Source organism: Pseudoduganella sp. GW821-FHT12E03, assembly GCF_058807115.1.
Genome location: NZ_JBXAQJ010000004.1, coordinates 392,240 through 413,391 on the forward strand (window position 1 = coordinate 392,240; position 21,152 = coordinate 413,391).

Sequence of the window (21,152 nt, forward strand, 5' to 3'; positions counted from 1 at the left end):
TACGATATAAATGGTTTATTTTGTTTATTCGATTTATACGATATAAATGATTTATACCGTTTATATCGAAAGGTGAATTACATCTTTTTGATGTACACCAGGTGGCGCTCCGCATCCAGTCCCGGCACTTTCAGGGGCTGTAAATCCGTCGCTTGCCAGGGGGCCGGTAGCCGTTCCCGTTCGTCCTGCGGCGCGGTGCCTTTCAGGGCGATGTACTGGCCGCCTTCGGCCAGCAAATGCCCCGACCAGTTGACGAAGTCGGACAGGTCGGCAAAGGCGCGCGACGTGATCACGTCGAACAACTGCGCCACCGCCAGTTCCTGCACCTTCATCGTGTACACCGTCACGTTGGCCAGGCCCAGCTGCGCCTTCACCTGGGTCAGGAAGGCGGTTTTCTTGTGCACGGTGTCGATCATCGACACCTGCATGTCGGGCCGCGCGATGGCCAGCACGATGCCCGGCAACCCGCCGCCCGCGCCCACATCCAGCACGTTTTTCGCGCCTTCGAACGCGGGCACGGCGGCCAGCGAATCAAGCAAATGCAGGGTCATCATTTGCATCGGATCGCGCACCGACGTCAGGTTGTAGACACTGTTCCACTTGTTCAGCAGCGTCAGGTAATCCAGCAACTGCTCGTGCTGCGCTTCCGACAATTCCAGTTTTAGTTCATTTACGCCGTTTTTCAACACCTCGGCCAGTACCGCCCGGTCGAACCACCTCATTGCGCGGCCCCTTCCTGCTCGGTGCTTTTCGCCCCGAACGCGCCATAACCCGCTTTCTTCAAGTGCACCAGCAACAGGGAAATCGCGGCCGGCGTGACCCCGGAAATACGCGACGCCTGGCCCAGGGTTTCCGGCAGGTTTTTTGTGAGTTTCTGGCGCACTTCCATCGACAGCGCGGTGATCCCCATGTAGTCGACGCCGTCCGGCAATTTCAGGTTTTCATAGTGCTCGTGGCGCTCGACCTCCTTGCTCTGGCGCTCGATATAGCCCGAGTATTTCAGGGTGATTTCCACTTGCTCGCGCACGGCTTCATCCTCCACGCCGGGCCCCGCCAGCGCCTGGCCTTCCATCCCTTCCAGGGTCATCAATTTGTCGTACACCACACCCGGACGGCGCAGCAAATCCGCCAGGTTGTACTCGCGTTCGATGGCCTGGCCGATCACCCGTTCCGACTCGGCGGCCGCCAGGATGCGCGGATTGACCCACGTGGAACGCAGGCGTTCCAGCTCCAGCGCGACGGCTTCGCGCTTGCGTTCAAACGCTTCCCACTGGGCATCGCCCACGCAGCCCAGCTGGCGGCCGATCTCCGTCAGGCGCATGTCGGCATTGTCTTCACGCAAGCTCAAACGGTACTCGGCACGGCTGGTGAACATGCGGTACGGCTCCATCACGCCCTGCGTGACGAGGTCGTCGACCATCACGCCCAGGTAGGCTTCCGAGCGCGCCGGAGTCCAGGCGTCGCGGCCCTGGGTCTGCAAGGCCGCATTGATGCCGGCCAGCATGCCCTGGGCGGCGGCTTCTTCGTAGCCGGTGGTGCCGTTGATCTGGCCGGCGAAATACAGGCCGGCAATGGCCTTGGTTTCCAGCGAGGCTTTCAAGCCGCGCGGGTCGAAATAGTCGTATTCAATGGCATAGCCGGGACGCAAAATATGCGCGTTTTCCAGGCCTTTCATCGAGCGCACCAGGTTGATTTGCACATCGAATGGCAGGCTGGTGGAAATGCCGTTTGGATAGAATTCGTTGGTGGTCAAGCCTTCCGGTTCCAGGAAAATCTGGTGCGATTCCTTGCTGGAAAAACGGTGGATTTTGTCTTCGATCGACGGGCAATAACGGGGGCCGACACCCTCGATCACGCCGGTGTACATCGGGCTGCGGTCCAGCCCGCCACGGATGATATCGTGCGTCTGCGCATTGGTATGCGTGACCCAGCACGGCAACTGTTTCGGGTGCATGGCCGTGTTGCCCATGAACGAAAACACCGGCACCGGATCGAGGTCGCCCGGCTGTTCCGTCATGGCGGAAAAGTCGATGCTGCGGCCATCGATACGGGGCGGCGTGCCGGTTTTCAGACGGCCTTGCGGCAGTTTCAGTTCCTTCAGGCGGGCCGACAGCGAGATCGCCGGCGGATCGCCGGCGCGGCCGGCCGAGTAGTTTTGCAGGCCCACGTGGATCTTGCCATCCAGGAAAGTACCAGCGGTCAACACCACGGCCGGGGCCAGGAATTTCAGGCCGATCTGCGTCACGGCGCCCACCACGCGGTCGCCCTCCACCATCAAATCGTCGACCGCTTGCTGGAACAGCCACAGGTTGGGCTGGTTTTCCAGGCGGGAACGTATTGCCTGTTTGTAAAGTATTCGGTCGGCCTGGGCGCGCGTCGCGCGGACCGCCGGGCCTTTGGACGAGTTCAAAATACGGAACTGGATGCCGGATTCATCGGTGGCAATCGCCATCGCGCCCCCCATGGCATCGACTTCTTTGACCAGGTGACCCTTGCCAATGCCGCCAATGGACGGGTTGCAGGACATCTGGCCGAGGGTTTCGATGTTATGCGTCAGCAGCAGCGTTTTCTGGCCCATGCGGGCCGCAGCCAGCGCCGCTTCGGTGCCGGCATGGCCGCCACCCACGACGATCACGTCGAATTCAGTTGGAAATAACATGTTTGGGAATGTGAGAAAAGCGAAGGATTGAATCGAGATTATAGAGCGTTTTATGCGCTGCGAATTTTTTAGGCACGCATATTAGGCGAAATGTTCCACGTGGAACAGTGGTTTTCATCGCGGCTTGGTTCCACGTGAAACAATTTTAGGCTGGGTGCGATGTTCCACGTGGAACAATTCCGGGCATGAAAAAGGGCGCCGCAGCGCCCCCTTCTTCCATCCCATTGTTTCACGTGAAACCAATCACCAGCGCAGCCACGCATCGTAAGTGGTCTTCACGATCAGCACCGACACCACCACCAGGAACAGGCGGCGCACAAAACCACTGCCGTGCTTCAGCGCGAGCTTGGTGCCAATCAGCGAACCGGCGACGTTACAGACCGCCATCATCAAGCCCAGTTGCCAGATCAAATGGCCACTCCAGCCGAACCAGGCCAGCGCAGCGATGTTGCACGCCACGTTAACCACCTTGGCCACCGCCGACGCGGACAGGAAGTCGAAACCAAAGAATCGCACGAACAGGAACACCAGGAAGCTGCCGGTGCCGGGACCGAAAAAGCCGTCGTAAAAACCAATCAGCGAACCGATGCCGATGGCCCACGCTTTTTCCTGCGCGCCGGCAAACAGCGGCGCATGCACGCTGCCCAGGTCTTTGCGCCGAAACGTATAAATCGCCACCGCGATCAGCACCAGCGGCAACAGGGAGCGCATGAAGTCCGGCGGGATCTTTGTCACGGTGTACGCGCCGACGAAGGCAAACACCAGAGCCGCCATCGATGCCGGCGCGGCCGTCGACCAGGCGATGCGCACCCGGCGCGCGTAATTCACGGCGGCCGCGGCGGTACCAAACACGGACGCCAGTTTATTGGTGCCTAACAAGGTCGCGGGGGCGGTGGTGGTAAATACGGAAAAAATCGCGGGAATCTGGATCAGGCCCCCGCCCCCGACCACCGCATCGACCAGCCCTGCGGCAAATGCGGCAACCCCCAGCGTCAAATAATCAACCATGCAACTGCCGCTGCTATGCGGCCTCCGTATAAGCAAAGCCAACATTGTACGGAAACCGGATCCTGGCCGCTTCCGCACCAACACGCAGTCCACTCTGTGCCTCGGCAGGAATCGGCAAGACCTATCACCAGGTACGCGACGCAAAACCGCCATGCCTGCAACACCGCCAGCACGCGCGACAGCAGTGCGCACGCACGGCGGCTTTGCAAAACCCGCCCTACATCTTGCACCGCCAACGTAACGCCGTTCGCTCCTGGCACGGGACAGGCCGCGAGCCGCCCCCCTACCGTTGCGCGCCGGCGATGTGCGGTGTACTCTGGAACGCCCGACATCCTCCGGAATTCCGAATGAATGACTTCGCCTTCAGCACCGTCGCGCACCTCGTTTCCGAATTGGGTGCGGCCCGCAAACTGGGGGCGCATGTGCGCAACCGCTTCCCGTCCGCCAGCCGCGCCTTGCTGGTGACGGATCCCGGCTTCCTGCGGACCGGGCTGGTGCAAGCGCCGGTCGACAGCCTGGAAGCGGCCGGGTTTCACGTGAACGTCCATGCCGATGTGGTGGCCGATCCGCCGGAAGCCATCGTGCTGGGCGGCGTGACTGCCGCGCGCGAATGCGGCGCCGATATCGTCATTGGCCTCGGCGGCGGCAGTTCGATGGATGTCGCGAAATTGATTGCCGTGCTGGCGGTGGACAACGCCCAGCCGCTGTCCGCGATATACGGCATCGGCAATGTACGGGGCGAACGCTTGCCGCTGGTACAAGTACCGACCACGGCCGGCACTGGATCGGAAGTCACCAACATTGCCATCGTGACCACGGGCGACACCACCAAGATGGGCGTGGTGGCGCCGCAACTGTATGCGGACCTCGCGGTGCTCGATGCGGAACTCACCGTGGGCTTGCCACCGGCAGTCACCGCGGCCACCGGGATCGACGCCATGGTGCACGCGATCGAAGCCTATACCAGCCGCCACAAAAAGAATCCCCTGTCCGACATGCTGGCGCGCCAGGCGCTGTCCCTGCTGTCGGCCAATTTGCTGCGCGTGTGCGAACACGGCGGCGACCTCGCGGCGCGCCAGTCGATGTTGCTGGGTGCCATGCTGGCGGGTCAGGCGTTTGCCAACGCACCGGTGGCGGCCGTGCATGCGCTGGCCTATCCGATCGGCGGCATTTTCCATGTGCCACATGGCTTGTCGAATTCGCTGGTGCTGCCCCATGTGCTGCGCTTCAATGCGCCGGCGGCCGGCGCCCTCTACGCGGAGCTGGCCGGTATCGTCGTGCCCCAGGCCAGCGGCAGCATGGAGGCCCGCGCCGAAGCGCTGGCCGTCGCCATGCAGCAAATGGCCACGGCCACCGGCATTGAACGCACCTTGCAGCAAGTCGGCATCGCCGAAGCCGACCTCGACCGTTTGGCTGACGACGCCATGCTACAAACCCGCCTGCTGGGCAACAACCCGCGCGACGTGACGCGCGACGATGCCCGCGCCATCTACGCGGCAGCCCTTTAACGGGCTTTACAGCCGTTTTTGCACCGAGTCCGGGACTTTCCACGTCCCGGCTGCTTTCAGCGCCCCACAGGGCCTGTAAACCGGTCTATCCCCGGCCGCCCCGCAGCATACTGGAAGGCGGCTGCGCCGAAATACGCCGCCCATCCCCTGCCGCCAGCGACGCTCAGCGGATTGTTCCGGGAACAGTCGACACCTTGGGGCCAGGCCCCAATGCCGTTAAGTTAAGGCTGTAGAGCGGACACGTGGAGGCCTATAACCAGGTACTGCGGCGCAAAATCGGTAGGAAGGTTTGCCGGGGGGCGCCGAGCCCCTAGCGGAAGCCGCCATGCATGCAGCACCACCAGCATGAGCGACACGAGCCTGCACGCACGGCGGCTTTGTAAAAGCCGCCCTACGTCATGCACCGCTAGCTGAACGGCATTAGGGCCAGGCCCCGTATTGTCGAGTAACTGGCAAATTGCCCCCGCAGGCAGCCGGGGGCAGCCAGTTCACTCAGTTGGGTACGTCGACCACATTACCCGCGACATTGATCACGTTGCCACCCGGGCTGGCCACGATCGGTGGCAAGTTCGCCGCCGTGATCGGCACCAGGTTGCTGGCGCGCGTGGTGGTGCGGATCACTTGCGATGGCGGCAACGGCGACGTCGTGCTGTTCTTCGCATTGGCATACACGGCATCGAGCGCGCGGAACAGGTAGACGTGCAGCGGCACGACCAGCGTCGGCAGCGCATTGCTGAACGAATCGAAGTGGTTGGCGTTGGTGACTTCGATGTAGCGCAATTTGCTTGCGCTGCCCTCCGCCACCGCGTTCAAGCCCAGGTACGCGCGCGAGGCGTGGTTGACGGGAATCAGCGCATCGCTGCGACCGGACACGATCACCGCCGGTTTGCCCTTCAAGTTACCGGTCGCCTGCACTTCCGCGATGCCGGTGCGCACCCGCTCGCTCTGCGCCGCCAGCAGCGCACTGAGCGCGCCGCCCGTGACCGGATCGCTGCCCGTGGCCAGCGCGCGCAGGCACAAGAAACCATCGAGCGACTGGTCCGCCACACCGCTCGAGGCGGAAATGCCGAACGCATACTGGCGCGCGCCATTGGTGCCGTCTTCATACACGACGTTCCCGACAATGCCGTTTTGCGTGGCAAAGCTGGCGGCCTTTTGTTCGGCCGTGAATGGCGCCACCACTCCGGTCGCGGCGTCGGTCGGTGCAAAGCTGAAGCCGCACACTTTATCGGTCACCGAAAACTTGCCGTAGGCATAGGCATAGGTCACCGCCACCAGGATATTCGTGCCCGCATGCAAACCCTGCAGCGGTTCCGCATCGGCGGTCCAGCCATACGCTTTCAGCTTGGCCAGTGCATTGGCTTGCTGGTCCACGGCGTTCGCGCCCGTCAACAGCCCTTTCGCGACCAGCGACGTGCAGCGTCCCACACTGGCCGCGCCACCCGCCGCGCATGGCTGGTACAACGCCGCATAGGTCGCATAATCAAACAACGGCTTGCCTTGCGCCGTCACGGCGGCGCCGCCCTGCCGCACCGTGTAGCCGGCCGCCGTCTTCGGCTGGATTTGCGGTTCGGTGGCCGCCACGCCGCTGATCAAACCTTTGGTGTCTTGTTCCGCCGCCAGCAGCGCCGAGCCGGCACCATTGGAAATGCTGGACGCGATCGCCACCGTGTTTTTTGGCGTAAAGCGCACCAGGTGGCTCTTGCCGTCGGCCGCCAAGGTCCCGAAGCGTTCGTTCAGCACGTAATACGCAAACTCGACCGCCTGCAAGGTCACCTTGCCCCAATCCTTTTCCGGGTTCAGTTGCGAGTGCGCGTGCTTGAACGCGACGCGGCCCGGGTAGCTGGTGATAAAACTGGCGCGCTCCGCATCGGTCAGCACCGGAGCGAAGATCGCGTTCTTGCCGGCCGCGGTGCGCGTCGCGCGGGTCCCGTTCTGCAGGTTCACGCTGTCATCATCAAACGTGTACAGGCCGGTGCCGCTGCCCTTGTCCGCATAGGCCACCGCGCACTTGTTTTTCAAGCCCCATTCGCCCGCGCTGCCGATCGCGCCATAAATCCCGCGCGAGCCGCTCGACGTGCCCGTGACGATGCACGGATTGGCCGGATCGAACGTGCCGGGCACCTGCACCATCAGGGTCACGTTCATGCGGCCGGTCCCATCGTCCGCATAGGCGATGTATTCACTGCCCGCCACCAACCCCTCACCGGCAGTGGCCGCGCCGGCCGCATTCACGTTGGGGCCGTACAGGGTGCCGTAACCGCTGTTGGCGGCGATATCGAGCACCGCGCGGTAATTGGCGAAAATCGCATTGCGGCGCAATTCCTTCGCGGTCGGGTTGCGCGGGTCCGCATACGCGGGCGCGGCGGCGGCCGCCAGCCCGGTCTTGCCCAGGCCCGCCGTCAACAAGTCGTCGCTCTGGCCGTCATAGCTGGTGACAGTCACCGTCCCCAGGTACGACGGCGCCATGTTGATGTCTTCCTGCACATTGCCATGGTCGCCGCAACCGGCCAGCACGCCGCACGCGGCCAGGCTCGAAGCCAGGGCAGTCAGTTGAAAGATGCGTTTTTGCTTCATACATTCTCCTCAGTTTTACTTCAATAGCCGAAAAAAACGCCGGACTAAGCCGGCGTATCTTGATTGAGTCAGGCGGTCTTTCTTCGTCCCAATCGATCCACCACCTCCCCCACAATCCCTTTGCGGAACAACAGCACGCACGCGACGAAAATCAATCCCGTGACCATGCTGACCGCTTCCCCCAATGTGTTGAACCACGCGATCCCCGTGCTGTTGCCGAGGAAGGCGCCGATATCGCCCAATTTGTTTTCCAGCATGATGATCAGCATCGACCCCAGGATCGGTCCGGCCAGGGTCCCCATGCCGCCCACCAGGGTCATCAGGATCACCAGGCCGGACATGGCCCAGTGCACGTCGGTCAGGGTTTCAAAGCCCAGCACCACGGTCTTGGTGGCGCCCGCCAACCCGGCCAGCGCGGCCGACAAGACAAACGCCATCAGCTTGTACTTGTCGACGTCATAGCCCAGCGAAATCGCGCGCGGTTCGTTTTCCTTGATGGCTTTCAATACCTGGCCAAACGGCGAATGCACGGTGCGCACGATCAGCGCAAAGCCCGCCACAAAAATCGCCAGCACCACGTAGTACAAGGTCAAGTCTTGCGACAAGTCCACCACCCCCAGCAGTGTTCCACGTGGAACACTCTGCAAGCCGTCTTCGCCACCCGTGAAGTGCGCCCGCAGCGCGCCGAAGTACACCAGCTGCGCCAGCGCCAGCGTGATCATGGAAAAGTAAATGCCCTGGCGGCGGATCGCCAGCGCGCCCATGACCAGGCCGATCAGCGCCGCCCCCACCACACCCGCCAGCAAGCCCAGCTCAAACGGTACCTGCATTTCCTTCAACGCGTAGCCCGCCACGTAGCCGGCGCCGCCAAAGAAGGCGGCGTGGCCAAACGACAGCAATCCCGTAAAGCCGATCAGCAAATTGAACGCACAGGCGAACAGGGCAAAGCACAGCAGCTTCATCAGGAACACCGGGTAGCCGACAAACGGCGCCGCCAGTGCAATCGCCAGGGCGATGCCATAGCCGATTTTCTTATTCATCGGGTTTCCTTATTTTTCCTTGCCGAACAAGCCGGCCGGACGCAGCAACAGCACCACCACCATCACCAGGAACACGACGGTGGACGAAAACTCCGGATAAAACACGCGCGTCAATCCTTCGATGACCCCCAGGCCCAGCCCGGTCAGGATCGAGCCCATGATGGACCCCATGCCGCCGATCACCACCACGGCAAACACGACAATGATGAGGTTCGATCCCATCAGCGGGGTCACCTGGATGATCGGCGCCGCCAACACGCCGGCAAAGCCGGCCAGCGCCACGCCGAAGCCGTAAGTCAGGGTCACCATCAGCGGCACGTTGATGCCGAACGCTTCCACCAGTTTCGGGTTTTCCGTGCCGGCCCGCAGGTATGCGCCCAGCTTGGTCTTTTCAATCACGAACCACGTGGCCAGGCACACCACCAGTGACGCCACCACCACCCACGCGCGGTAATTCGGCAAGATCATGAAGCCCAGGTCGGTGGCGCCCTGCAGCGCCTCCGGCGTTTCAAACGGCTGGCCGGACACGCCGTAGAACGAACGGAACAGCCCTTCCACCAGCAAGGTGATACCGAACGTCAGCAGCAAGCCATATAAGTGGTCCAGCTTGTACAGCCAGCGCAGCATGGTTTTTTCAATGATGATGCCGAACACGCCGACCAGCAGTGGCGCCAGCACCAGCATGGCCCAGTAATTGAGGCCGAAGTACGTCATCCCCATCCAGGCCAGGAAAGCGCCCATCATGTACAGGGCGCCGTGGGAAAAGTTAATTACGTTGAGCAAGCCAAAGATCACCGCCAAGCCCAGTGACAGCATCGCGTAAAACGAGCCGTTGACAAGGCCGATCAACAGTTGGCTCAGCAGGGCGGAAAAGGGGATGCCGAATATTTCCATAACAGTCCAGACCGATGAGAGGAACACCGCGCCGATGCGAGCGCATCGGCGCTTGCTGACGCCTTACCTTATTTCCACAGCTTGCACTGCGTTTCCGCCTTGGTCAGGTATGCCTGGTCGCCGGGAATCGTGGCGATGAGCTTGTAGTAATCCCAAGGGTATTTCGATTCCGACTGCTTTTTGACTTCCATCAAATACATGTCGTGCACCATGCGGCCATCGGCGCGGATCACGCCGTTTTTCGCAAACATGTCGTTGATCGGGGTTTTCTTCAGTTGCGCCATCACCTTGTCGGCGTCATCCGACCCGACCGCCTTGACGGCTTTCAGGTAGGTGGCGGTGGCCGAGTAATCGCCCGCCTGCAGCATCGACGGTTCCTTCTTCATCTTTTCAAAGTAGCGCTTCGACCAGGCGCGGGTGTCGGCATTGGCATCCCAGTACCAGCCATCGGTCAGGTACATGCCGGCCGTGGTGTTCAAGCCCAGCGAATGGATATCGTTGATGAAGATCAGCAAGCCGGCCAGCTTCATCTTTTTCGCAATCCCGAATTCATTGGCGGCCTTGATCGAATTGATGGCGTCGCCACCGGCATTGGCCAGACCCAGGATTTGCGCGCCCGACGATTGCGCCTGCAGCAGGAACGAGGAAAAGTCCGAGGCGGCCAGCGGATGCTTGACGCTGCCCATGACTTTGCCGCCGGCGGCTTTGACGACATCGGCCGTGTCTTTTTCCAGCGACTGGCCGAACGCATAGTCGGCCGTCAGGAAGTACCAGTTCTTGCCGCCCTGCTTGGCAATGGCGCCGCCGGTACCGCGCGCCAGCGCCACCGTGTCATACGCGTAGTGCACGGTGTACGGCGAGCATTCTTCATTGGTCAGGCGGTTGGTGCCGGCGCCGATGGCGATGAAGACTTTTTTCTTTTCCGCCGCGACTTTCGCCATGGCCAGGTTGGCGCCGGAGTTGGTGCCGCCAATCAGCAAATCGACGCCCTGCTGGTCAAACCATTCGCGCGCTTTCGAGGCCGCGATGTCCGCCTTGTTCTGGTGGTCGGCGGAAATGAATTCAACTTTCTTGCCGGCGATAACCACGCCCGCGTCGGCAATCGCCATCTTGATGGCTTCCGCGCCACCGAGGCCGTCAATGTCGGAGTACAGGCCGGACATGTCCGTGATGAAGCCGATCTTGATGCTGTCCCCGGAGACCTGGGCGTGAGCAGACGACAGTGCGCAAAGCGCGGTGGCAGCAGCGGCGATAGTCTTGAATTTCATGTTGTCTCCGTCTAAGAAATTGTTTGGTTCTTTAAACGCCGAGCAGCTCGGTCAATACCGGCATCTTGGCGCTCAACTCCGATGCAGCCACGGTCTCGACAATCTGACCATGCTCCATCACATAAAACCGGTCCGCCAGCGGCGCGGCGAAGCGGAAATTCTGTTCCACCATGACGATGGTGTAGCCCTTGGCTTTCAGGGTGGTGATCATGCGCGCCAGGCCCTGCACAATGACGGGCGCCAGGCCTTCGGAAATTTCATCGAGCAGCAACAGCCTGGCGCCGGTGCGCAGGATGCGCGCGACCGCCAGCATTTGCTGTTCGCCGCCCGACAGGCGCGTGCCCTGGCTGTTGCGGCGTTCCTGCAAGTTCGGGAACATCTGGTAAATCTCGGCCACCGGCATGCCGGGGCCGCCCGCCAGTTGCGGCGGCAACATCAGGTTTTCCTCGGCCGACAGCGACGAAAAAATGCCCCGCTCTTCGGGGCAATAACCGATCCCGAGGTGGGCAATCTTGTGCGTCGGCATGCCAATGGCTTCCACGCCGTTGACCTTGATGGACCCCTTGCGGGCGCCGGTCAGGCCCATGATCGCGCGCAGGGTGGTGGTCCGCCCCGCACCGTTGCGGCCCAGCAAAGTCACGACTTCGCCCGGCTGCACCGAGATATTCACATCGTGCAGGATGTGCGATTCGCCATACCATGCTTGCAATCCCGAAATTTCCAGTGCCGGCGTCGCCATCAGTGCGCCCCCGCCAGTTCCGTCGCTTCGCTGCCCATGTACGCTTCCATCACTTGCGCGTTGCTGGACACTTCCGCATAGCTGCCTTCGGCCAGCATGGCGCCGCGCTGCAGCACGGAAATCTTGTCGCAAATGCCAGATACTACTTTCATATTGTGTTCCACCATCAAAATCGTGCGGCCGGACGAGACCTTCTTGATCAGCTCCGTAACACGATGGACGTCTTCATGGCCCATGCCCTGCGTCGGTTCATCGAGCAACATCAATTCCGGTTCCATGGCCAGGGTGGTGGCGATTTCCAGCGCGCGTTTGCGGCCATACGGCATGTCGGCCGTGATGGTGTCGGCAAAGCTGGTCAAATCCACTTCGGCCAGCAAGGCCATGGCGCGGTCGTTCAACTGGTCCAGCGAGCGTTCGCTTTTCCAGAAGTGAAAGCTGGTGCCGAGCTGGCGCTGCAAGCCGATGCGCACGTTTTGCATCACTGTCAGGTGCGGAAAGACGGCGGAAATCTGGAACGAGCGGATGATGCCCATGCGGGCAATGCTGGCTGGCTTGGCGGCGGTAATGTCGTTGCCGTTGAACAGGATCTGGCCGGAGGTGGGAACCAGGAACTTGGTCAGCAAATTAAAACAGGTGGTTTTACCGGCCCCGTTCGGACCGATCAGTGCATGGATATGGCCGCGTTGCACGCGCAAATTCACGTCGTTGACGGCGGTGAATCCCTTGAATTCCTTGGTCAAATTTCTTGTTTCCAAGATGTAGTTTGACATCACGTCCCCCGGTTATTCTTGTAAAACCGATAAATTGTGCTCCGATAATACACAGCTTGGAAACCTTGAACAATACAGTATTATTACGGGTAAATTTGCACTTTTGACCATATTGACTGCGGCAAAATTCCCACAGCCAACGTCTGTATTGCGCTGCATCAGGGTTTGGTTGATTGAATCAGTTGCGCGGCTTTTTCCGCGATCATGACGGTCGGCGAATTGGTATTGCCCGACGTAATGAACGGCATGATGGACGCATCCACCACCCGTAGTCCCGTTACGCCGCGCACCCGCAACTGGCTGTCCACCACCGCCAGCGCATCGTCGGCCCGGCCCATGCGGCAGGTGCCCACCGGATGGAAAATCGTGGTGCCGATCGCACTGGCCGCCCGCGCCAGGTCGCCGTCCGTCTGGTATTGCGGACCGGGACGGAATTCTTCCGGCTGGTAGCGCGCCAGCGCCGGCGCCTGCACGATACGGCGCGTCAGGCGGATGGCGTCCATCGCTGTTTGCCGGTCTTCCGGCGTGGCCAGGTACAGCGGCGCGATTTTCGGCGCCGCATACGGGTCTGCCGACACCAGCCGGACATAGCCGCGCGAAGTCGGCCGCAAATTGCACACACTGGCGGTAAAAGCGGGAAAGGCGTGCAGCGGTTCGCCGAACTTGTCCAGCGACAGCGGCTGCACGTGGTATTGCACATCCGGCGTGGCCAGCTCCGGCCGCGACCGGGCAAACGCGCCCAGCTGCGACGGCGCCATCGACATCGGTCCGCTGCGGTTGAGCGCATATTCCAGGCCGATGCGCAATTTGCCATACCAGCTGGCCGCCAGCGTATTGAGGGTGGTGGCGCCCTGGATTTTAAAAATCATGCGCAGCTGTAAATGGTCTTGCAGGTTGGCGCCCACGCCGGGCAAATCCACCACGGGTTCGATGCCCAGCGGCCGCAGCACGTCGGCCGGGCCGATGCCGGACAACTGCAGCAACTGCGGCGAACCGATCGCACCGGCCGTGGAAATGGTGTCGCGGGTGGCGCGCGCCTGCCAGCGCGTGCCGCCACCCGTGAAGATCACGCCCCGGCATGCGGGTCCGTCCGGCGTGTGGACAATATCGAACTTTTCCACATGGCAGCCCGTCATCACCGTCAAGTTACCGCGCTGCATCGCCGTCTTTAAAAACGCCCGCGCAGTATTCCACCGTAACCCCTTCTTTTGGTTCACTTCAAAGTACGCGCAGCCAAAGTTGTCGCCACGGTTGAAATCATGCACTTTCGGAATACCGGTTTCCGCGGCGGCCTCGCGGAACGCATCGAGGATGGGCCAGGACAAGCGCTGCCGCTCCACCCGCCACTCGCCGCCGGCGCCATGGAATTCACTGGCGCCGCCATGGTGGTCTTCGCTCTGGCGGAACAGCGGCAACACGGACTCCCAGCGCCAGCCGGCGTCGCCGCAAGCCTCGGCCCAGCGGTCATAATCCCCGGCCTGGCCGCGCATGTAAATCATGCCATTGATCGACGAGCTGCCGCCCAGGACCTTGCCGCGCGGATAAATCAGGCTGCGGCCATCGAGGCCGGGATCCTGTTCCGTGCGATACAGCCAGTCGGTGCGGGGGTTGTTAATGCAGTGCAGGTAACCGACGGGAATGTGGATCCATAAATAATCGTCCTTGCCGCCCGCCTCGATCAGCAAGACAGAAACGTTTTTGTCGCGCGTGAGGCGGTTGGCCAGCACGCAGCCGGCAGTGCCGGCGCCGATGATGATGTAGTCGAACTCGCCAGCTGATTCCAAACCGCCCCCTTATCGCTTCATTTCCTGGACCAGCGTCCGCACCAGTTGCGCCGCCGGCATGGCGCGCGCGCGCCGCACTTCCGTGCCGCACCACAGCGACATCCATTCGGTATCGCCGCGCTTGGCCGCTTCCGCCCGGATACTGCCGGTCAAGGCGTTTTGCACCGGATAGGCGGGCACCTGCTCTTCCACGTCCCCCATTAATTGCATGAAGCGGTTGTCGAGTCCGCGCGCATAGCGGCCGGAAAAGGCCCGGGTCTGGCGGGTCGGATGGTCGCCGGCCTGCAACAGCCGCTGCTTATAGGCGGGATGGATGGCCGATTCGTCGGTGACGAGGAAGGCGGTGCCCATTTGCACCGCTTGCGCCCCGCTATCGAGCGCGCGCCGGATATCGGCGCCATCCATGATGCCGCCGGCCGCCACCACGGGAATCTTCACGGCGGCCACCACCGCCGGCAACAGTTCAAAGGTGGTCAGCCGCGCTTCTTTTTGCGGTCCGATAAACGTGCCGCGGTGTCCGCCCGCTTCAATCCCGGACGCAATCACGCCGTCGGCGCCGGCAGCTTGCCAGGCCAGCGCTTCATCGACGGTCGTGATGGTGCCCAGCACGGCAATGCCGGCCGCATGCAGGCGTTCAACTTGCTCTTTATGCAATTGGTTGAACGTAAAACTGGCCACAGCGGGCCGCAGCGCCAGCAAGGTTTCAAATTGCGCCTGGAAATCTTCACACCACTTGGCCGGCAGCGGCAAGCGGTCCCAGCCCAGCGCATCGAGCACCGGACGCAGCAATTTTTCCCCCAGCGCCACTTCTTCCGGCGTGGGCGATGGCGTGTTTTGCACAAAGAAATTCAGGCAAAACGGCCGATTAGTGCGTTCGCGGATGGCGGCCACCTGGCTGCGCAAGGTGTCGAGTGAGAGCAAGGAACCGGCCAGCGCCCCCAGTGCGCCCGCGTTCGAGACGGCCGCCACTTGCTCCGGCGTATTGGCGCCGCCCGCGGTCGGCCCCTGGATAATCGGATGTTCAAACAATGTAAGCCACGTCATATCACTCCCCCTTGGCGCCTGTGGATAACCCAATGAATATCCACAAGCATGAAATGTGAGTAAACCGCGATGTTATCCCGGCCCTGATTTTTGTCCAAAAGTCGTCCTGTTTACATACAGGGTTTACGCAGGTGCTTGTACAGCTTGTAAACAACTGATTTTTTTCCAGTAAACCGGCTTATCCACAGAAAACAGGGTGTGTTAACAAATACTATTATTTTGTAAACATCCTATTAAAGTAAACCAAAGGCATCTTACGCGTCGCTGACGGCAAAACCCCACAAGCCATCGAAGAAAAGCGACTACGCCGATGAAACTGATTCTCGGCGGCATCCACTTCTTCTATACTGAATTGGCAACCATCCTCCCAAGACCCCGCCGGAGTTGCCGTGGCTATACCGCGCAAACGAACGGAAATCCGCTCGAACGCCTACTTGCGTTTTCGTCGCCGCTTGCTGGCAGGACTATTCCTGATGGCGTTACTGGCCACCGCCCTGGTCGCCTGGCAAATCCGCGCGTCGGCACTGGAACGCGAAGCCGGTCTCCAACGGCAAACCCAGCATTTCGTGCGTGGCATGGAAGCCCACGTCAAGTACGCGATCCAGTTCGTCGACCTGACCCTGATCGGTTTTGCCAACACCATCAAGGTGTTACCTGCTGAACACACCGGCTCGGAAGCCACCATGCGTGCGTTGCTGACATCGCCAGGTGATGCTTTCCATCATGATTTTTGGATCACGTTTATCGATGCCAACGGCAAGGCGATTGCCACCACCAGCCGTTTTCCCCTGTCCGGCACAGATTATTCCGACCGCGATTACTTTGCTGAACTGAAAAGCGGATCGACGCGGGGCTTGTTTGTCAGCGGCCCGGTTACCGGCCGGGTATCCAAACAGCGGATTTTTATCCTGGCACGCCGGGTGGAAGGCCCGGACGGACGCTTTATGGGGGTAATCACCGCGCCGCTCGATGCGACCCGGTTTGCCCAGGTGTTCGAAAATGCCCGTATTGCCCAGGATGTCACGATTGCATTGATCCACCGCAACGGCCGGGTGATTGCCCGGGCGCCCAATTTCGATACCGCGTTCAACACGGATTTGTCGGACACGATTTTGTTCCGTAGTCTGGCGCAAAGTCCGGTCGGCTCTTACCAGGTGCTCAGCAAAATCGACAAGCTGCCGCGCATTTTCAGCTACCGCGCGATGGACAACTTGCCGTTGATCGTGGCCGTCGGCAGTTCCGACCTGGCGGCCCTGTGGTTTTCCGGCCCCGCTTTTGTGGTCGGCACGTCCGGACTGGCACTGTTGCTGGTGTTGATGGTGTTGTCCGGGCATTTCGCGCTGAGATCGTATGCCCGGGTGGAAGACCGGGAAGCACGCTACCGCTTGCTGTATGCGTCAAGCCGCGACATGGAGGAAAAACTCGCCGCCAGTGAAACACGGCTGCGCCTGATCGCCGACAACTTGCCGGCGCTGGTCACCTATGTCGATTGCGACCAGCGCTATACCTTCACCAATCGGCGTTTTGAAGAAGTGTTCAACATGCCGCCCGGCGGCGCGCTGGGGAAGACCGTGCTGGACATGATCGGGCCGGAAGCCTATGCCCTGTCGGCACGCTACCTGCAGCGCGCATTGCTGGGGGAATCCGTGCATTTTGAACGGCCGTTGCAAACCAAGGACGGGGTGCGCTGGGACGCCATCACGTATGTGCCGGATTTCGGTCCGGATAAACAGGTGCGCGGCTTGTTTGTGATGGCGGAAAACATCACGGAACGGCGCAAGAACAATGAATCGATGAAATTGGCCGCGCTGATGTACCAGAACAGCAGCGAAGGCATGATGGTGACGGATGCGGAAGGTTTGATTTTGTCCGTCAATCCCGCGTTTACCCGCATCAGCGGCTATACCGAAGCGGAAGTGATCGGCCATTGGGCCTATGAATTGACGTCCGGCCGCCAGGATTACGAATTCTTCCGCAAGATGCGCAATGCGATCCGCAATACCGGCCAGTGGGAAGGCGAAGTCTGGCACCAGGACAAGCACGGTGAACATTACCTGGTGGCGCTGCGCTTCGATGCGGTGTTTGACCAGAACGGCGAAGCGTACCGGCGCGTGGCGCTGTTTTCCGATATCACGAAGAAAAAAGCGTCCGAAGAGTTGATCTGGAAGCAAGCCAACTTCGATACGCTGACGGGCTTGCCGAACCGCCGCATGTTTGGCGAACGGCTGCGGCAGGAAATGAAAAAGTCCGATCGCGCCCAGTTGCCGATGGCGCTGGTGTTCATCGACCTGGACGGTTTCAAGGATGTCAACGATACCCTGGGCCACGACATGGGGGATGCGCTGCTGAAACAAGTGGCGGAACGGCTGGGCCATTGTGTGCGCGGCACCGATGCCGTGGCGCGGCTGGGGGGCGATGAATTCACGGTGATCCTGGCGGAACTCAACGATCCGCCCGATGTGTTGCGGATTGCCCAGGAAATCTTGAAAACCGTGTCGGCGCCAATCCAGTTGGGGGCCGATATGGTCCACATTTCCGCCAGTTTGGGCATCACGTTCTATCCCGACGATGCGCGCGACGCCGATACCTTGCTGAAAAATGCCGACCAGGCCATGTATGCGGCCAAGCAGCAGGGCCGCAACCGCTTCAATTATTTCGCCCCGTTCATGCAGGAAGCCACCCGCGCGCGCCTGATCCTGGCCCATGAAATGCGCGACGCGCTGATGCAGAACCAGTTCCGGGTGCTGTACCAGCCCGTGCTGGAGTTATCCACGGGAAAACTGGTGAAAGCCGAGGCCCTGGTGCGCTGGCAACATCCAACGCGGGGATTGCTGTGCCCTTCCGAGTTCATTCCGGTGGCCGAACATACCGGCGCCATCGTCGGTATCGGCGACTGGGTGTTCCGGCAAGCGGCACAAACCGCCAAGCGCATGCAGTTGTTGCACGATAAACATTTCCAGGTCTCCGTCAACGGTTCGGTCTGCCAATTCCGCGAAGGGGGCTTCAATGTGGCGGAATGGCTCGATTACCTCGCTGAACTGCGCCTGGCGCCCAACAGCCTCATCGTGGAGGTCACGGAAGGCTTGCTGCTCGACGCGGACCACACGGTGGTGCACAAGCTCCAGGCGCTGCATGACGGGGGCATAGCGCTGTCGCTGGACGATTTTGGTACCGGGTACTGTTCGGTGGCCTTCCTGAAGCGCTACGCGCTGGATTTCCTCAAAATCGACCCGTCGTTCCTGATGGAAAACGATGCCGGCGCGGATTTGTGCGAAGCCGTGATCGCGCTGGCCCACAAACTGGGCATCCAGGTGATCGCCGAAGGCGTGGAAAACCAGCGCCAGCAAGTGCAATTGCAGGCCGCCGGTTGCGATTTCCTGCAGGGGTACGCGTTTTCGCGGCCGATCACCAGTGATGAACTCGATGAATTGCTGTCCTCTGTGGATAAGTCAATTAATATCCACAGGACAGCATGTGAGTAAGCCCCAAGGTTGTGCACCGCGACTTTGTTGTCCAGTTTTTACCCCTGCGCTGGTACAACCGTTGTCCAGTTCCTTATCGTTAACGTAAACAACTGATTTGTAGATGGTTAACGGAGTTATCCACAGAGAACGGCTCGTTTACTACTACTATCATTTTAAATAAATACTTTAATGTTTAAAGTAATGTGCGGTGCTTTTGCAGCCGCTTCTTGAAAACACAAAAAAAACCGAATGTGGACAACCTGTTGCATATCCACAGGAGCAATAGTGGAAAAGTCAGGAACTTTGGTGGATGATTTTTGTTGTCCAGAACTAGTTCCGCCTCGATACAATGCTTGTTCAGCAGGTTTTAAATCGCGTAAACCGCTGATTTTTCAGTTGTTAACAGACTTATCCACAAAAAACCGCTGGTTTACTATCTACTACTATGTTTTTTATATATTTATCTTGTAAACCAAAGGCTTAAAAACACGGGGGAAGAATGCGTTTAGGAATCATCAGCGCGCTCGCTGAAGAACAAATGGGCTTGATCGATGCCATGCATCACGTGGAAAAACACCGCCACGGCATGCGGGAATACACTGCCGGCAAGCTGTGGGACATCGATGCCGTCTGCGTGCTGTCGCGCATCGGGAAAGTCGCCGCGGCCATGACGGCCAGTATCCTTGTGGAGAAGTTTGGAGTTACCCACATCGTCTTTACCGGCGTTGCCGGCAGTGGTGACATCGGTGTCCGGGTCGGGGATATCGTGGTGGCGGAATCGCTGGTGCAGCACGATATGGATGCCAGCCCCCTGTTTCCCCGCTTTGAAATCCCGTTAACCGGTCAGTCGCATATCGCATCGGACCGCGATTTGACCCGCCGGCTGGCGCTGGCCGCCCGGGAATTCCTGCACGAAGAGCCGGGAACGCCGCAATTGCACCGTGGTTTGATTGCCAGTGGCGACCAATTCATCAAACACCGGGCGCAACTGGGCGCCTTGAAGGATGCCTTGCCGGATTTACTGGCCGTGGAAATGGAAGGCGCGGCCGTCGCGCAAGTCTGTTTCGAGCTGGGCATCCCGTTCGGCGTGATCCGCACCATCTCGGACAACGCCAACGAAGATGCGCCTGTGGATTTCATGGAGTTTGTCCACAAGGTCGCTTCGCGCTACGCGTTTGGTGTCTTGCAAAACTTTTGCCGCGTGTAAATTTTACGCAGCCGGACACCATGCCAGTGCCCCGGAGAGGCGATTTGCGGCGCATTCAGCGCAGCCTGATGCCGGCCATCAAAAAGTGGCGCCAGCACCGCCACGGCCTTGCAATAGCTTTTAAACCGTCAAATTGAGGATAACGATAGGGATTTTTGGACCAAGCCTCCAAAAAACGCAAAAAAATGCCTGGTGGATAAGTTTGCGTTTATCCACAACGCTGTGCCAGCGGCGGCTGGCAAGCCTGGATCACCAGCTCGGCAAAGCGAAGCGGGTCGTCGTCCTGGATGAAATGGCCGCCGCGCAGCGTGCAGTGCGGCTGGTTGCGTGCGCCAGGCACTTCCTGCTGGAACTGGCGGTCAAAGCCCCGCGTAATCGGATCGCCATCGCTGTAGCAGGTAATGAACGGCTTGTGCCACTGCCGTAACGCATCCCAGGCACGGCGGTCGGCGGCCGATTCCGGGTCGTCGTAACGCACCGGCACCAGCGACGGATAAATCCGTGCGGCGGCCTTGTAGCGTTCATGCGGGAAGGGCGCGTCGTATGCGGCCCGCTCGGCCGCGGACAGTTTGCGCTTGATGCCGCCTTGCAAGATGCGGCCGATCGGGAACCATGGACTCAGGCGCGCGAACTTTTCCCAAATGCGCCAGGCCAGCGGCATTTCGCCCGCACCGACCGGCAAACCGCCATTCGACAGGATGATCCGGGCGAAGCGGTCCGGGTTTTCCGCCGCCAGCCGCAAGCCGATCAGCGAACCCCAGTCCTGGCACACCAGCGTGATGTCGCGTAAATCCAGGGCTTCGATCCAATCCAGTATCCACGCAACCTGGCCGGAAAAGCTGTAGTCGCCACGCGCCGCCGGCTTGTCGGATTTGCCAAAACCAATCAAATCCGGCGCCAATGCGCGCAATCCCGCTTGCGCGACCGGAGGAATCATGTGGCGGTACAGGTACGACCAGCTCGGTTCGCCGTGCAGCATCAGCACCGGCGGCGCATCGCGCGGGCCTTCATCGACATAGTGCAGGCGCAGGCCGGGCGCCACCTCGTGGTAGTGGGGCGCGAACGGATAGTCGGGCAAGTTGGTAAAACAGAATTCAGGCGTGCGCAGGATTTTCATGATGGGATGCCGGGCGGCGTTCAAAAAGTAACGCTGCCCATGATGCCGAAAGCGGCCGGTCGGAACTTGTGAA

Annotated in this window: 15 protein-coding genes; 3 read left to right on the plus strand and 12 right to left on the minus strand. The window is 60.5% G+C overall.

All coding sequences use genetic code 11. The features are described 5' to 3' along the window. Window positions 1-77 precede the first annotated feature (77 nt). The 3 genes from rsmG to AC1RRC_RS12640 form a co-directional block, all read right to left on the minus strand. Window positions 78-722, minus strand: coding sequence for a 16S rRNA (guanine(527)-N(7))-methyltransferase RsmG (gene rsmG, locus AC1RRC_RS12630; RefSeq protein ID WP_493055819.1), 645 nt, complete (start codon window positions 720-722; stop codon window positions 78-80). Beyond that, window positions 719-2,659 carry a tRNA uridine-5-carboxymethylaminomethyl(34) synthesis enzyme MnmG gene (mnmG, locus tag AC1RRC_RS12635; protein WP_493055820.1) on the minus strand — a complete coding sequence of 647 codons (1,941 nt, stop codon included), beginning with the start codon at window positions 2,657-2,659 and terminating at the stop codon, window positions 719-721. The genes rsmG and mnmG overlap by 4 nt, the downstream gene beginning before the upstream one ends. A gap of 243 nt (window positions 2,660-2,902) precedes the next feature. After that, on the minus strand, window positions 2,903-3,667 hold the full coding sequence (locus AC1RRC_RS12640) for a sulfite exporter TauE/SafE family protein (RefSeq protein ID WP_493055821.1): 765 nt from the start codon (window positions 3,665-3,667) through the stop codon (window positions 2,903-2,905). 347 nt (window positions 3,668-4,014) lie between these two features. Here AC1RRC_RS12640 and AC1RRC_RS12645 point away from each other — a divergent pair, with 347 nt between their 5' ends. Then, window positions 4,015-5,175, plus strand: coding sequence for an iron-containing alcohol dehydrogenase (locus AC1RRC_RS12645; protein WP_493055822.1), 1,161 nt, complete (start codon window positions 4,015-4,017; stop codon window positions 5,173-5,175). A gap of 492 nt (window positions 5,176-5,667) precedes the next feature. On the opposite strand, the gene AC1RRC_RS12650 is transcribed toward AC1RRC_RS12645, so the two are convergent. The 8 genes from AC1RRC_RS12650 to AC1RRC_RS12685 form a co-directional block, all read right to left on the minus strand. After that, the gene (locus AC1RRC_RS12650) at window positions 5,668-7,752 is read right to left on the minus strand and encodes a 3-hydroxybutyrate oligomer hydrolase family protein (RefSeq protein WP_493055823.1); all 2,085 of its coding nucleotides are present in this window, start codon (window positions 7,750-7,752) and stop codon (window positions 5,668-5,670) included. 68 nt (window positions 7,753-7,820) lie between these two features. Beyond that, window positions 7,821-8,792 carry a branched-chain amino acid ABC transporter permease gene (locus tag AC1RRC_RS12655; RefSeq protein WP_493055824.1) on the minus strand — a complete coding sequence of 324 codons (972 nt, stop codon included), beginning with the start codon at window positions 8,790-8,792 and terminating at the stop codon, window positions 7,821-7,823. A gap of 9 nt (window positions 8,793-8,801) precedes the next feature. Continuing rightward, window positions 8,802-9,686 carry a branched-chain amino acid ABC transporter permease gene (locus AC1RRC_RS12660; protein ID WP_493055825.1) on the minus strand — a complete coding sequence of 295 codons (885 nt, stop codon included), beginning with the start codon at window positions 9,684-9,686 and terminating at the stop codon, window positions 8,802-8,804. A 68-nt stretch (window positions 9,687-9,754) separates the two neighbouring features. Next, entirely contained in the window at window positions 9,755-10,954 is a 1,200-nt protein-coding gene (locus tag AC1RRC_RS12665; protein WP_493055826.1) for an ABC transporter substrate-binding protein, read from the minus strand. A 31-nt stretch (window positions 10,955-10,985) separates the two neighbouring features. Then, complete coding sequence (locus AC1RRC_RS12670) at window positions 10,986-11,693, minus strand: ABC transporter ATP-binding protein (RefSeq protein ID WP_493055827.1); 708 nt, start codon at window positions 11,691-11,693, stop codon at window positions 10,986-10,988. Then, complete coding sequence (locus AC1RRC_RS12675) at window positions 11,693-12,463, minus strand: ABC transporter ATP-binding protein (RefSeq protein WP_493055828.1); 771 nt, start codon at window positions 12,461-12,463, stop codon at window positions 11,693-11,695. Before AC1RRC_RS12675 ends, AC1RRC_RS12670 begins: the two co-directional genes overlap by 1 nt. Window positions 12,464-12,621: 158 nt before the next feature. After that, the gene (locus AC1RRC_RS12680; RefSeq protein WP_493055829.1) at window positions 12,622-14,247 is read right to left on the minus strand and encodes a GMC family oxidoreductase; all 1,626 of its coding nucleotides are present in this window, start codon (window positions 14,245-14,247) and stop codon (window positions 12,622-12,624) included. Window positions 14,248-14,256: 9 nt separating this feature from the next. Beyond that, on the minus strand, window positions 14,257-15,291 hold the full coding sequence (locus AC1RRC_RS12685) for an NAD(P)H-dependent flavin oxidoreductase (protein WP_493055830.1): 1,035 nt from the start codon (window positions 15,289-15,291) through the stop codon (window positions 14,257-14,259). Window positions 15,292-15,680: 389 nt separating this feature from the next. Between AC1RRC_RS12685 and AC1RRC_RS12690 the strand changes: the two genes are divergently transcribed. Together AC1RRC_RS12690 and AC1RRC_RS12695 are read left to right on the plus strand one after the other, a co-directional pair. Further along, on the plus strand, window positions 15,681-18,773 hold the full coding sequence (locus tag AC1RRC_RS12690; protein ID WP_493055831.1) for a bifunctional diguanylate cyclase/phosphodiesterase: 3,093 nt from the start codon (window positions 15,681-15,683) through the stop codon (window positions 18,771-18,773). Window positions 18,774-19,254: 481 nt separating this feature from the next. Further along, window positions 19,255-19,962: a 5'-methylthioadenosine/adenosylhomocysteine nucleosidase gene (locus tag AC1RRC_RS12695; RefSeq protein ID WP_493055832.1), complete on the plus strand. Its 708-nt coding sequence runs from the start codon at window positions 19,255-19,257 to the stop codon at window positions 19,960-19,962. Between the two features lie 208 nt (window positions 19,963-20,170). Here the strand turns inward: AC1RRC_RS12695 and AC1RRC_RS12700 are convergent, their stop codons facing one another. Continuing rightward, window positions 20,171-21,079: a haloalkane dehalogenase gene (locus AC1RRC_RS12700; RefSeq protein WP_493055833.1), complete on the minus strand. Its 909-nt coding sequence runs from the start codon at window positions 21,077-21,079 to the stop codon at window positions 20,171-20,173. Between the last annotated feature and the right edge of the window lie 73 nt (window positions 21,080-21,152).